This window comes from Rhodococcus sp. SJ-2, assembly GCF_053750035.1.
Window position 1 is genome coordinate 2,093,655 of the sequence record NZ_CM132340.1, and the last position, 12,632, is coordinate 2,106,286.

The window sequence follows — 12,632 nt, forward strand, 5'->3', positions numbered from 1 at the left end:
TCGAGGAACGGTTCCGCAGGATTTCGACCGGGAATCCCTTCAGATCCGGTCGGCGAGGCGGGTGCCCTGCTCGATCGCGCGCTTGGCGTCGAGCTCCGCTGCGACGTCGGCGCCGCCGATCACATGCGTCGTGATGCCGGCGAGAGTGAGCCCGTCCACGAGGTCACGTACCGATTCCTGCCCCGCGCACACGATGATGGTGTCGACGGCGAGCACCCGGCGCTCACTGCCGTCCTTGCCGAGACTGATGTGCAGACCGTCGTCGCCGATCCGTTCGTAGCTCACGCCCGAGAACTCGTGGACACCCTTGTGTTTCAAGGCGGCCCGATGCACCCAGCCGCTGGTCTTGCCCAGCTTCGCTCCGATACGGCCGGGAGTGCGCTGCAGTAGATAGACCTCGCGAGGCGACGGCGAGGGCTGCGGAGTGGCCAACGAACCGGGCGCATCCTCATCGTCGCTGACACCCCACTCACGCTTCCACTCGGCGAGATCCGTCGCCGGGGAGGTGTCGTGGGTGAGAAATTCGGAAACGTCCACGCCGATGCCGCCCGCGCCGATCACCGCGACCCGCTCACCGAGCGGCGCACCGCCGCGCACGGCCTGCGCATAGGTCAGCACGCTGGGATGATCGATGCCGTCGATGGCCGGAACTCGCGGCGTGACACCGGTCGCGACGACAACCTCGTCGAATCCGTCGGTCAGATCGGCGACCGTTGCGCGCGTATTCAACCTGACGTCGACACCGGTGAGCTCGAGTTGCCGCGTGTAGTACCGCAAGGTTTCGGCGAACTCCTCCTTCCCCGGGATGAGCCGCGCGATACCGAATTGACCACCGATCTGCGCATCTGCTTCGAACAGGCTGACGCGATGCCCGCGGCGCGCGAGGTTGACCGCAGCCGACAGACCCGCGGGGCCTGCCCCGACGACCGCGACCGACTTGCTGCGACGCGTGGGCGAGAGCAGCAGTTCGGTCTCACGGCCCGCCCGCGGGTTGAGCAGGCACGAAACGTGCTTGTTCACGAAGGCGTGGTCGAGGCAGGCCTGATTGCAGGCGATACAGGTGTTGATCTCGTCGGGTGTGCCCGCTGCGGCTTTTCGCACCCAGTCGGGGTCGGCAAGCATGGGCCGCGCGAGCGACACCAGGTGGGCGCGACCGTCGGCGAGGATTTCCTCTGCGGTCTCGGGCATGTTGATGCGGTTGGACGCCGCGACCGGGATGCTCACGTGCTTTGCGAGCCTGGCCGTGAAGTCGACGAAGGCGGCGCGGGGCACAGAGGTGACGATCGTCGGTACCCGCGATTCGTGCCAGCCGATGTCGGTGTTCAGCAGGGTTGCACCTGCCGACTCGACTTCTTGTGCAAGAGAGACGATTTCGTCCCAGCTCTGGCCGCGGTCGACGAGATCCGCCATCGACAGCCGGAAGGAGATCACGAAGTCGGGACCGACCGCCTCGCGGACGCCGCGGACGATTTCCACCGCGAGGCGACGACGCTTCTCGGGGGTGCCACCCCACTCGTCGGTGCGCCGGTTGGTCCGCTCCGCGAGGAACTGGTTGATGAAATACCCTTCGCCACCCATGATTTCGACTCCGTCGTATCCCGCCTGTTGCGCAAGGCGGGCGCAACGGACGAATGCGCGGATCTGCCTGCGCACACCCCACGAGGTCAGCCTCCTCGGCCGGAACGGGTTGATGGGCGCCTTGATCGACGAGGCGGACACACTCAGCGGCCAATAGCTGTATCGGCCCGCGTGCAGGATCTGCAGCACGATGCGGCCGCCCTCCGTATGCACCGCGTCGGTGATCGTGCGGTGCCGCCGCGCCTCGATCCGGTTGGTGAGCTTGGCTCCGAAAGGCAGCAGCCATCCGGTCCGAGTCGGTGCATAACCGCCGGTCACGATGAGCGAAACGCCACCGCGTGCGCGTTCTGCGAAGTAGGCCGCGAGCCGGCCGGTGTTCTTGGCGCGGTCCTCGAGCCCGGTGTGCATCGAGCCCATGATCACACGATTGGGCAGGGTGATCGGCCCGAGATCGAGCGGCGACAGCAGGGTCGGGTAGGCGTCTGTTGTAGTCACGGTTGTTCCTGTTCCGAAGGGGGCGTGAGGGCGTCGAGCATGTCCTGGCACCAGTCGCGGAAACCCTCCTCGACGCGGATGCCACCGCGCAGCACCAGGTACTGGTGCAACGCCGGGCCGCTGAGGGAGGCCTGCGCCGGGAAGTCCCGTTTCTCGATGAGTCGATAGACGTCGAGGCGAGCGTCGTGAGCGTCGCGGTGGCGGGTGATCTCCGCAAGCAACTCGGGCAGGGTGCCGGGACGGGCGGCGCGGATCTTGACGGCCAGTTCGCTGCGCAGGTGGTCGGGTTCCGACGGCTGCGCGATCCAGCGGTCGAGTTCGGCGTGACCGGCTGCGGTCACCGTGTAGATCTTCTTGTCGGGGCGGCCGTCCTGCGGCACGGTCTCGCACGTGACCCACTCGCGTTCCTCCATCCGTCGCAGGACCCGGTAGATCTGCTGATGGGTCGCGCGGTGGAAGAAGCCGATGGATCTGTCGAAGCGACGAGCCAGCTCGTAGCCGGATCCGGCGCGCTCGTCGAGTGAGACGAGCAGCGCGTGTTCGAGTGCCATGGGGAGATTATGCAACCAGGTGCATATGCAATCAAGTGCAGAGCATCGGCGGGCTGCTGTCGGCACGACCCTCTACGCTCGACGGGTGAGTTCGGACAAGATGCTGACCCGCATCGGCGGTCTGCTGCGCCAGGCGGAGTCGACGGACAATCCACACGAGGCCGATGCCTTCCTCGCCGCCGCCCAGCGGCTCGCGACATCCGCCTCGGTCGATCTCGCAGTGGCCCGCGCCCACACGACCGCCAGGCAGCGTCGTGCGGCGCCCGTCCAGCGACTCGTCACCATCGGGGAGGCCGGGAAGAAGGGCCTGCGGACGTATGCGCAGCTGTTCCTGGCGATCGCCGCGGCCAACGACGTGCAGTGCGACATCACCGCGACCTCCACGGTGATCTACGCGTACGGCTTCGCCGCCGACATCGACGTCTGTGAGGCCCTCTACTCGTCGCTGCTGGTGCAGATGGTGCGCGCCTCCGACGCCTACCTGCGCTCGGGCACCTACAAGGACGAGACGACGGTGCAGACGGTGATCGAACGTCGCGGAGGCCGACAGGTCCGCACAAAGGTGCGCAAACCCGTCGCGGGCGTCACCGCACGCCTGAACTTCCAGTCGGCGTTCGCCGCGCGAATCGGTGCGCGCCTCGCCGAAGCGAAACAGGACACCGAGCGCGAAGCCGAGGAATCGACGCCCGGCACCGCCCTCGTCCTTCGCGGCAAGGAACTCGAGTTGCGCGATTTCTACCGCACGACTTCGCAGGCGCGAGGAAGCTGGCGGGGGAACCGTGTGGCGACGCGATCCACCGACGCGCAACGCGCCGGCGACCGCGCCGGGCGCACGGCGCGACTCGGCGGCTCACCCGAACTGCCACCTGCCGCGAGGAGGCTGGAATCGTGACCAAGGTGCGCGATACACAGAGAACGTCTGTGTACGAGGCAGAGTCGCTCGTCCGGCGCATGTTCGATCTCGCGGACGAGCGCGGTTTGCGCGCCGTCGAAGTGGCCGGGTCCCACGTCACCTTGCCGATCGAACGGCGTTTCGCATCGCTCGAGTCCGCGCAGCAGTACGTCGACAAGGTACTGGCACTCAATTGGGTGCGCGCGTACTGGCCTCGCGCCGCACTGCCCGTACGGGTCCGCGCCCGCTCGGGGAATACCGCCGCGCACTACGAAAGCGACTGCGCAACCATCGCACTGCCTGTGTATCGCGACAATCGAGCGTGGGCATTCCGCGAGCTCGTGGTGTTGCACGAGCTCGCACATCACCTCGATCCGCAGGATCCGGACGATCCGACCGAAGCGGCCCACGGACCCGCGTTCGTCGACCGGTTCCTGACACTGGTCGAGGGGGTCGTCGGCCCTGAGGCGGCGTTTGTACTGCGAGCCAGTGGCATCACCGGGAGATGACGAGAACTTGACCGGATCGGCACTCGGTCATTACCTTCGCCCTCCTTCCTGGAGTGGACGATCGCTCGAAAAACGTAGGTAAACATACCGATTGGTCCATTCGGACAGATACACCCTCACACCCCTCTTCTTGCTCATACGGGTGCGCAAATTTTCTCGAATTTGCCGTATTGTGGTGTACATCACATTTCATGTCGGGCGTATTACGCAGTGATTCAGCGATAGCAGCTCACACCGCGGCGCGTCATACCCGCGAAGGAGAACAGTGATGAATCCAGGAGTACGAGTCGCTGTAGGTGTGGGGATCGGATACTTCCTCGGCCGCACGAAGAAGATGCGACTGGCCTTGATGCTCGCCGGTGCCGGCCTCACAGGCAAACTGCCCAGCAGTCCTCAGGAACTCCTACAGCGTGGAACCTCCATGCTCAGCTCGTCCCCTGAGATACACAAGATCACCGAATCCGTTCGCGGAGAACTGATGAGTGCAGCACGCGCGGCCGCCGTCACCGCAGCAAGCACCCGCATAGATGCCCTCAACGAACGACTGCAGGACCGAACTGCCAGACCTTCGGCCGATGAGGAACCCGAAGGGGACGACGATCGCGAGTACAGCGAAGACCGCGAGGACGACCGAGAGCACGATCAGGAGAACGACGACGCCGAGGAAGCCGACGGCGCCGAGGAAGACCCGGACGAATACATCGAAGACGACACGGCAGAAGACGACACGACAGAAGACGAAGAGCCCGAACCCGAACGTCCGGCCCCCCGCAAGCGCTCTACCCGCCCCCGCGCGACACGGAAGACCGCAGCGTCCCAGTCCTCCGAGTCGGACGAGACCGAGAGTCCTCCTCGACGCCCCCGTGCACGCACTGCACGCGCCGAGTCGACCACATCCGGCCGCGCTCCGGTGCGCCGCACGAGAAGGTGAAGTCCGATGGCGAAGTCGTTGAAGGACGCACCCACCGACGTGGCCGACGCAGTGGGCACAGCGGGGAAGACCGCAACGAAGGCAGCGGGCCGGACGGGTCGCGCGGTAACCGGAACAGCGAAGAAGGCGGCATCAGCGGGCAAGAGCGGAGCGGACAGCCCGACCGCCCGGCTACAGGAGTCGCTACAGAACCTGGCCGGCACCGTCGCGGAGTCCGCCTTGTCCAAGGTGTCGGACCGCGTGATCGGCGCCACCGGTCGGCTGCACGACTACGCGGAGGGACGCGGCGGCAACCTTGCGAGCGCCCTGACCGGCGTCGACAAACTCGCGCAGGGTGAATCGCCGATGAAAGCGGCCGCGAGTGCCGGGTTCGAAAGCCTCAAGCATGCCGCGAAGGACAAGTTCGAAGACGTCAAAGAGGCGGTCACCGGAGGTAAGGGCAAGGGAGGCGGCGGCAAGAAGATCAAGCTCACCAACATCGTCGAACACATCGACGTAGGGGTACCTCTCGAATTGGCATACGACCAGTGGACGCAGTTCGCCGACTGGCCCAAGTTCATGAAGAAGGTCGAGCAGGTCGAACAGAGCGAGGACGAGAAACTGCAGTGGACCGGAAAGGTGTTCTGGTCGCGACGGACCTGGGAATCGACGATTGTCGAGCAGATCCCGTTCGAGCGGATCGTGTGGCGTTCCAAGGGCGGAAAGGGTTACATCGACGGCGCGGTCACGTTCCACGAGCTGACCCCGGACCTCACCCGGATCATCATGGTTCTCGAGTATCACCCCCACGGCCTGTTCGAACGTACCGCGAATCTCTGGCGGGCCGTAGGACGGCGGGCACGATTGGAACTCAAGCACTTTCAACGGTTCGTGACGACCGAGGCCGTACTGCATCCCGATGACGTTGTCGGCTGGCACGGAGAAATACAGGACAGCGAGGTGGTCAAGGACGACGAGACCGCACGCCAGGAGGAAGAAGATACCGCCGGGGACGAGGACGTCGAATCCGACGAAACCGAACCGGAGGAAGACACAGCCGAGGAGAAGCAGCCTCGACGGAAGACACGCGAACGTGCACCACGACGCACACGCAGGCCTGCGGAGTCCGATGCGGACCGAGATGAGGAATCATGACGATCCAGCCCGCTGGTGGCGCCGGCGGTGGCGGTGGCGGCACTATGGCACGTCCGAACTCCTCGGGCCTCGCCGACGTCATCGACACGATTCTCGACAAGGGACTCGTCATCGACGCGTTCGTACGAGTCTCGCTGGTCGGTATCGAACTACTCACGATCGACGCCCGCGTGGTGGTGGCGAGTGTCGATACCTATCTGCGATTCGCGGAAGCGGTGAACCGGCTCGAGATCTCCGACAACGAACCGAAGGGATTACCGGATCTCGTCGGCGACATCACCGAAGGTGGAGCCAAACACAAGACGAAGGGGGCGCTCGAGGCCGCCGGGGAGAAAGTGAGCGACTTCCTCGGCGATGTGCAGCAACAACGACAGCCGGCATCTCGCGCGCGCAAGAGGGAGGACTAGATGTCCACCGAGCGGACCGAGCAAAGCACGGCTTCCGAAAATGATTCGGGAACTGCGTTCTACGTGTACGGCATCGTGCCGGCCGATGTGGAACCGGAGGGACACGCGACCGGTGTCGGCGACCCGCCCAGCGAGGTTTCGGTGGTACGTAGCGCAAAGGTGGCCGCTCTCGTGAGCGAGATCCCCACCGACCGCGCCCTCGGCACACCGGACGACCTGAAGGCGCACGCGGCCCTGCTCGACGGAACGGTTGCCGTCGCGCCTGTGCTTCCGCTCAGGTTCGGTGCGGTACTCACCGACCGCGATGCGGTGACCCGCGAACTACTCGAAGGCAACGCGGAGGAACTCGCCTCGGCGCTGGACCAGCTCGAGGGGCTCGCACAGTTCGTGATCAAGGGACGCTATTCCGAGAAGGCGATCCTGCAGGAGATCCTCGACGAGAATCCCGAAGCCGCGCAGCTACGCGAGCAGATTCGTGGGCAGCCCGAGGACGCCACCCGCGAGGCGCGCATGTCGCTGGGCGAAATCATCAACGGAGCAATCGAATCCAAACGTGCCGAGGACACCCGACGCACAGTCGAAGCACTCGATTCGCTCGAACCGATGGTCAACGAACGGCAGCCCGACCACGAGCAGACCGCGGTCCACATAGCCGTGCTCGTGGAACTCGGGAAACAGGAGGACCTCGAGCAGGCCCTTGCAGATCTCGCACGCGAGTGGGAGGGCCGCGTCGACACGACCCTCCTCGGGCCCATGGCAGCATACGACTTCGTGACGAAACCCGAAGCGCAGGAGCACTGATCATGGGACTCGTGACATCTCTGCTCACCCTGCCGCTCGCTCCGATCAAGGGCGTCTTGTGGCTCGGGGAGGTCATTCAGGAACAGGTCGAGCAGCAGATGCATGATCCGGCGAACATGCGACGCGAACTCGAACAGATCGAGCAGGCCTGGCAGGCGGGAGAACTCACACAACAGCAGATGGACGATGCGCAGCAGGAAGTCCTGAACCGGATGATGACGCCTGACGCATCCGCCGCGGACAGGAGGAGGGAGTGACGTCGTGGCGACCGACACCGGACCCCCCGCAATCTCGGCAGCGCAGGCTGCCGCGGCAGCCCTCGCTCATCTCGAAGAATTGACATCGAAAGTGCCGCAGGGGGTCACCTCGGTCGAACCCACCGACGACGGCTGGGTCGTGGAGGTGGAAGTCGTCGAGGACCGACGTATTCCGTCGTCGGCCGACATGCTCGCATTGTACGAGGTGGAAATCGATCTGGACGGTGTCCTGTTGGCGTACCGGCGAACCCGACGCTACGGACGCGGAGCAGGAGACACCGGAACGAGGGCAGGCGCATGACCGTCGTGGGCGGGGGCGGTGGCATGTCTGCAAGGCCGTACGGTGGTGGCCACCAGTCCACCAACCTCGGTGACATCCTCGAACGCGTGCTCGACAAAGGTCTTGTCATCGCAGGCGACATCCAGGTCAACCTGCTCGACATCGAACTCCTCACCATCAAGCTCCGGCTGGTCATCGCGTCGCTCGAGACGGCGAAATCCGTCGGAATCGACTGGTGGGAAAGCGATCCATGGTTGAGCAGCAAGGCTCGCAATCGTGAGCTGGACTCTCCGAAACCGGACCTCGAGATCGAGAACCGGAAACTACGTGAACGAATTGCCGAACTGGAGTCGCGCCACGCACTACCCGAATCCCGCGAGCCGGAATCCATGGACGAGCGGAACCGTGACTGAGACAACCGGAGTGTGGATGTATGCCGTTGCCCCCGCGGGCTCACACACTCACGAGGGCGGAGACATGACCGGTGTCTCGGGGGAACCGGTGCGCACAGTCGAACACTCGGACCTGGCGGCCGTGGTGGGGACCGTCCCGCTGGCCCAGTTCGGGGAATCGGCGCTCGCCCGCAATCTGGAGGACATGGCGTGGCTCGAAGCAGTGGCGCGAGCCCACGACGCCGTGGTGTCGCGAGTGGCGCGCCACGGGGCCGTGGTGCCCTTGCGCCTGGCGACAGTGGCTCTCGACGACAGCCGGGTACGAGATCTTCTCGAACAGCATCGCGAGGAGTTCCGTTCTGCGCTGGTGCTCGTCGAAGGCCGGACCGAGTGGGGCGTGAAGGCGTTCGCCGACCGGAAGGTCCTGACCTCGACGATCGCCGAGGCGCGCACGGCCGGTGCCGAACCGGGCTCGGGCACCGCCTATCTCCTGCGCCGCCGCGCGCAGCTGGCCGCGCAGGAGACCCTCGAGAGGGAAGCTGCGGCGCGGACCGACGACATCCACGAGCAGCTCGTACGTGCGGCGGCCGCCGGTCGTCGACAACCCCCGACGGATCCGGCGCTCCGCGGCAACCATGAATGGATGGTGCTCAACGGCACCTATCTCGTCGACGACGACCGGACCGATGACTTCGCCGCAGTGGTACACGAACTCGACGCTCGCCACCAGGGGATCCGGCTCGAGCTCACCGGTCCGTGGCCACCGTATTCATTTGCAGGTGCCGAGAAGGTGTCGCCGTGAGATACGCCGATGGGTCGATCGACGAGGACCGCCGGATCGCTCTCATCGATCTGCTCGATCGTGTGCTGGCCGGTGGTGTAGTGATCTCCGGTGATGTCACGCTTTCGATTGCCGATGTCGATCTGGTTCAGATTTCGCTCCGCGCTCTGATCTCGTCGATCAGCACGGTGTCGGTGACGGGCATCGAACCGCCGGTGCCACGACACGCGGGGCAGACCCGTGGATGAGGCCGCCCGGATTCCGGCCCGGATCGATGCAGATCCCGAATCGGTGGAACGGGGCCTGGTGACCCTTGTCCTCACGCTGGTCGAACTGCTCCGTCAGCTCATGGAACGGCAGGCGTTGCATCGGGTGGACGCCGGTGATCTCGACGACGAGCAGATCGAACGCATCGGAACGACGTTGATGCTCCTCGAGGACCGGATGACCGAACTGCGTGAGCATTTCGGTCTCACTCCCGAGGATCTGAACATCGATCTCGGCCCGCTGGGCACGCTGTTGCCGCGGGAGTGAGCCCGTCCCACTCACATTCCGGTGATCTCGACCCGTTCGTAGTCGCCGACGCCGGCGGCGAGGACGCGCAGATGGTCGTCCATCGTGCCGAGGGTGTGTTCGATCGCAGTGAGCCTGCTCAGGTAGTGCCCGATCGAGTGTTCGGCCGTCACGCCGATACCACCGTGCATCTGGACGGCATCCTGCCCGACCTTACGGGCCGACCGGCCGACCTGCAGTTTCGCACGCGAAGCAATCACCGGATCGACGATGCCGTCTGCCAGCGCCATGGTCGCGTACAGGCTCATGCTCGCCGCCAGTTCGTACTGCACGTACATGTCGGCGGCGCGGTGTGTCAGGGCCTGGAATGTCGCGAGCGGCACACCGAACTGCTTGCGCTGCTTCAGGTAGTCGGCGGTGGAGTACACCGCACGCTCGAGTGCACCGGTCGCCTCGGCGCACAGCACCGCTTGCGCCCTGACCTGTGCCGCGACGATCGCGGACGATGCGTCGCCTGCTTCACCGAGGGGGACGGCCGCGACACCGTCGAGCACGAACTGCGCACCGCGGCGCTCGTCGTTCGTTCGGTACGACGTGCGGGTGAGCCCTTCGGCTTCGGCGGAGACGACGAACAGACCCGTCCCACCGTCGGGCAGCTGCGCCGAGACGATCAGCGTCTCGGCGCAATCACCGTGGAGCACAGGGTTCTTGCGGCCGGTGAGAGACCACTGCTCACCGTCGGCCACAGCGGTGGTGGTGACGGACGTGGACGGCCAACGGGTTCCGGGCTCGTCGTGCGCGAACGCCATCAACAGCGTTCCTTCGGACAGGCGCGGAAGGAAGTCGCCCCGCTGGTCGTCGCTTCCGACCTCCGCGACGAGCCCGCCGGGCAGGTACACGGCAGCGAGCACCGGTTCGGGAGCCAGGGCCGCGCCGAGTTCGGTCGCGACGGCCATCACCTCGACGGGCCCGGCACCCATCCCCCCGTGCTTCTCGGGGAACGGCAGGCCGAGCACACCGAGTTCGGCAAGCTGTTGCCACAATTCGCGGCTCCAGCCGAGATCGTCTTCTGCCACGCGGTTGCGGGTCTCCACGTCGTACGTGTCGGCGAGCAGGTCACGGACGGTCTTGCGGAGCAGATCCTGTTCGGTATCGAGATCGAAGTTCATGTCCTTGGCCTCACAGTCCGAGAATCGAGGAAGCAATGATCGAACGCTGCACTTCGCTCGACCCGCCGTAGATGGTCACCTTGCGGTTGTTGAGGTAGGTCCCTGTGGTGAGCTGCGCCCACTCCGGCGAATCGATGTCGTCGGAATCGGTGGGGAGCGAATCCGGACCGGCGATGTCGACGAGGAGTTCGGTGGCGGCCTGCTGAAGTTCCGAACCACGCATCTTGAGCAGCGAGGATGCGGGATTCGGCTTACCGTCGGACGAGCTGGCGACGACCCGCAGCTGAGTCAGCTCGAGAGCGATCAGCTCGTTCTCGAGTTCGGCGAGGCGGGCGGCGAACAGGGGGTCATCGAGGAGCGTGCTCTCGCCGAGCCGGGTTTGCGCGGCGAAACTCTTGGCACGCGCCAACTTGACCTTGGTGGCTCCGACACGAGTGATGCCGATACGTTCGTTGCCGAGCAGGAACTTCGCGTACGTCCAGCCCGCATTCTCCTCACCGACGAGGTTCTCGGCGGGCACTCGCACGTCCTCGAAGAAGACCTCGTTGACCTCGTAGCTGCCGTCGATCAATTTGATCGGTCGCACGGTGATGCCGGGGGTCGACATGTCGATCAGGAGCATCGAGATGCCCGCCTGTTTCTTGACGTCGGGGTTGGTGCGGACCAGGCAGAAGATCCAGTCGGCGTGCTGCCCCAGCGTCGTCCAGGTCTTCTGACCGTTGACGATGTAGTCGGCACCGTCGCGCACCGCACGGGTCTTGAGCGAGGCGAGGTCGGAACCGGCCTCCGGCTCGGAGAATCCCTGACACCACCAGATGTCGAGGTTCGCCGTCGCCGGAAGGAAGCGCTCCTTCATCTCCTGCGACGCGAACTGCGCAAGCACTGGGCCGATCATGGAGGCGTTGAACGGAAGCGGCTCGGGAACCGACGCGAGCTGCATCTCGGTGAGCCAGATGTTCCGCTGCACCGGGGTCCAGTCCTTGCCGCCCCACTCGACGGGCCAGTTCGGGACCGCCAGGCCGTGCGCGTTCAGGATCTGCTGACTCCGGACGAACTCGTCCTTGCCCAGAGATTTACCGGCCGCGACCTTCTCTCGCAGCTCGGCGGGGAATTCCGTGGTGTAGAAGGTGCGCAGTTCATCGCGGAACGCACGCTCGTCGTCGGTGAGCTTCAGATTCATGGTGGCCCTCTGTCACGGTTGTGCCGGTAGGGAGACCAGCGCGAACGCTGGTTGTCGGGTACCTTCGAACGGTAACCTGACACTGTAAGGTTGTCCAGTACGGCGGCCGGAAGGAGACGCGCATGGCGCGGCCACGCACCCCGATCCTGAGCCGGGAACTCATCCGCGACACCACGTTGCGTCTCGTCGACGAACACGGACTCGACAGTCTGTCGATGCGCAAGATCGCCACCGAACTCGGCGTGCGCGCCCCCTCCCTGTACAGCCACTACGCCAACAAGGACGAACTACTCGACGACATCGCGAGCACCATCGCCGTAAGTGTCGACGTGAGCGGCTTCGCGAGCGACGACTGGCAGGGCGCCCTCCGCACCTGGGCGACTTCCTATCGCGATGCCCTTGCCGCCCACCCCAACATGGTTCCTTTTCTTGCGTACGGCCCGAGCGACCGCCCCGTCGCCCTCGACCGCGCCGACGCCGTTCACGGCGGACTCACGCGCGCGGGCTGGCCACCGCGGACCGCAACGATGATCGGGGCATCGATCAAATACATCGTCGTCGGTTCGGCGATCACCTCGTTCGCCGGCGGATTCATCGACGACATCGACACCTACAACGAACGCTATCCGCATCTGTCGCAGGCGCATCGGCTCCGCGAGTACGCCGCCGAAATCGACCAGGACAGCTTCGAACTGGTACTCGAAACCTTCCTGTCGGGACTCACCCTGCAGTACGCAGCACTCGACACCCGGTGATCCGGCC

17 protein-coding genes are annotated in these 12,632 nt (G+C 65.2%); 13 read left to right on the forward strand and 4 right to left on the reverse strand.

What is annotated here, in order from left to right:
• Positions 1–39: 39 nt before the first annotated feature.
• Positions 40–2,073 (reverse strand): FAD-dependent oxidoreductase, encoded by a 2,034-nt coding sequence (locus ACSYG9_RS09755; protein ID WP_454842258.1) that lies wholly within the window; start codon positions 2,071–2,073, stop codon positions 40–42.
• Positions 2,070–2,624, reverse strand: coding sequence for a helix-turn-helix transcriptional regulator (locus tag ACSYG9_RS09760; protein ID WP_440126968.1), 555 nt, complete (start codon positions 2,622–2,624; stop codon positions 2,070–2,072). Before ACSYG9_RS09760 ends, ACSYG9_RS09755 begins: the two co-directional genes overlap by 4 nt.
• An 85-nt stretch (positions 2,625–2,709) precedes the next feature.
• On the opposite strand from ACSYG9_RS09760, the gene ACSYG9_RS09765 reads away from it, so the two are divergent.
• The 12 genes from ACSYG9_RS09765 to ACSYG9_RS09820 all read left to right on the forward strand — a co-directional run bounded on the left by ACSYG9_RS09765 (position 2,710) and on the right by ACSYG9_RS09820 (position 9,542).
• Complete coding sequence (locus ACSYG9_RS09765; protein ID WP_454842260.1) at positions 2,710–3,516, forward strand: DUF2786 domain-containing protein; 807 nt, start codon at positions 2,710–2,712, stop codon at positions 3,514–3,516.
• Positions 3,513–4,025 (forward strand): TIGR04338 family metallohydrolase, encoded by a 513-nt coding sequence (locus tag ACSYG9_RS09770; RefSeq protein WP_454842262.1) that lies wholly within the window; start codon positions 3,513–3,515, stop codon positions 4,023–4,025. The genes ACSYG9_RS09765 and ACSYG9_RS09770 overlap by 4 nt, the downstream gene beginning before the upstream one ends.
• Before the next feature lie 268 nt (positions 4,026–4,293).
• Positions 4,294–4,956: a hypothetical protein gene (locus tag ACSYG9_RS09775; protein ID WP_454842264.1), complete on the forward strand. Its 663-nt coding sequence runs from the start codon at positions 4,294–4,296 to the stop codon at positions 4,954–4,956.
• Positions 4,957–4,962: 6 nt separating this feature from the next.
• Positions 4,963–6,090: an SRPBCC family protein gene (locus tag ACSYG9_RS09780; protein ID WP_454842265.1), complete on the forward strand. Its 1,128-nt coding sequence runs from the start codon at positions 4,963–4,965 to the stop codon at positions 6,088–6,090.
• On the forward strand, positions 6,087–6,497 hold the full coding sequence (gene gvpJ, locus ACSYG9_RS09785; RefSeq protein ID WP_440126973.1) for a gas vesicle protein GvpJ: 411 nt from the start codon (positions 6,087–6,089) through the stop codon (positions 6,495–6,497). Before ACSYG9_RS09780 ends, gvpJ begins: the two co-directional genes overlap by 4 nt.
• Positions 6,498–7,298: a GvpL/GvpF family gas vesicle protein gene (locus ACSYG9_RS09790; RefSeq protein WP_440126974.1), complete on the forward strand. Its 801-nt coding sequence runs from the start codon at positions 6,498–6,500 to the stop codon at positions 7,296–7,298.
• A gap of 2 nt (positions 7,299–7,300) precedes the next feature.
• Positions 7,301–7,555 carry a gas vesicle protein GvpG gene (locus ACSYG9_RS09795; protein WP_440126975.1) on the forward strand — a complete coding sequence of 85 codons (255 nt, stop codon included), beginning with the start codon at positions 7,301–7,303 and terminating at the stop codon, positions 7,553–7,555.
• A gap of 4 nt (positions 7,556–7,559) precedes the next feature.
• Positions 7,560–7,856: a gas vesicle protein GvpO gene (gene gvpO, locus ACSYG9_RS09800; protein ID WP_440126976.1), complete on the forward strand. Its 297-nt coding sequence runs from the start codon at positions 7,560–7,562 to the stop codon at positions 7,854–7,856.
• A complete protein-coding gene (locus tag ACSYG9_RS09805; RefSeq protein WP_440126977.1) occupies positions 7,853–8,248 on the forward strand; it encodes a gas vesicle protein GvpJ in 396 nt (131 codons plus the stop codon). Before gvpO ends, ACSYG9_RS09805 begins: the two co-directional genes overlap by 4 nt.
• Entirely contained in the window at positions 8,241–9,029 is a 789-nt protein-coding gene (locus tag ACSYG9_RS09810; RefSeq protein WP_440126978.1) for a GvpL/GvpF family gas vesicle protein, read from the forward strand. Before ACSYG9_RS09805 ends, ACSYG9_RS09810 begins: the two co-directional genes overlap by 8 nt.
• Entirely contained in the window at positions 9,026–9,256 is a 231-nt protein-coding gene (locus ACSYG9_RS09815) for a gas vesicle protein GvpJ (RefSeq protein ID WP_440126979.1), read from the forward strand. The genes ACSYG9_RS09810 and ACSYG9_RS09815 overlap by 4 nt, the downstream gene beginning before the upstream one ends.
• Positions 9,249–9,542 carry a gas vesicle protein K gene (locus tag ACSYG9_RS09820; RefSeq protein WP_454842269.1) on the forward strand — a complete coding sequence of 98 codons (294 nt, stop codon included), beginning with the start codon at positions 9,249–9,251 and terminating at the stop codon, positions 9,540–9,542. The genes ACSYG9_RS09815 and ACSYG9_RS09820 overlap by 8 nt, the downstream gene beginning before the upstream one ends.
• Before the next feature lie 11 nt (positions 9,543–9,553).
• Here ACSYG9_RS09820 and ACSYG9_RS09825 read toward each other — a convergent pair whose 3' ends face one another.
• Both ACSYG9_RS09825 and ACSYG9_RS09830 read right to left on the reverse strand, forming a co-directional pair.
• On the reverse strand, positions 9,554–10,690 hold the full coding sequence (locus ACSYG9_RS09825; RefSeq protein WP_454842271.1) for an acyl-CoA dehydrogenase family protein: 1,137 nt from the start codon (positions 10,688–10,690) through the stop codon (positions 9,554–9,556).
• Positions 10,691–10,700: 10 nt separating this feature from the next.
• Positions 10,701–11,870, reverse strand: a complete 1,170-nt coding sequence (locus ACSYG9_RS09830) for an acyl-CoA dehydrogenase family protein (RefSeq protein WP_440126982.1) — start codon at positions 11,868–11,870, stop codon at positions 10,701–10,703.
• A gap of 122 nt (positions 11,871–11,992) precedes the next feature.
• On the opposite strand from ACSYG9_RS09830, the gene ACSYG9_RS09835 reads away from it, so the two are divergent.
• The gene (locus ACSYG9_RS09835) at positions 11,993–12,625 is read left to right on the forward strand and encodes a TetR family transcriptional regulator (protein WP_440126983.1); all 633 of its coding nucleotides are present in this window, start codon (positions 11,993–11,995) and stop codon (positions 12,623–12,625) included.
• The last annotated feature ends 7 nt before the right edge of the window (positions 12,626–12,632 follow it).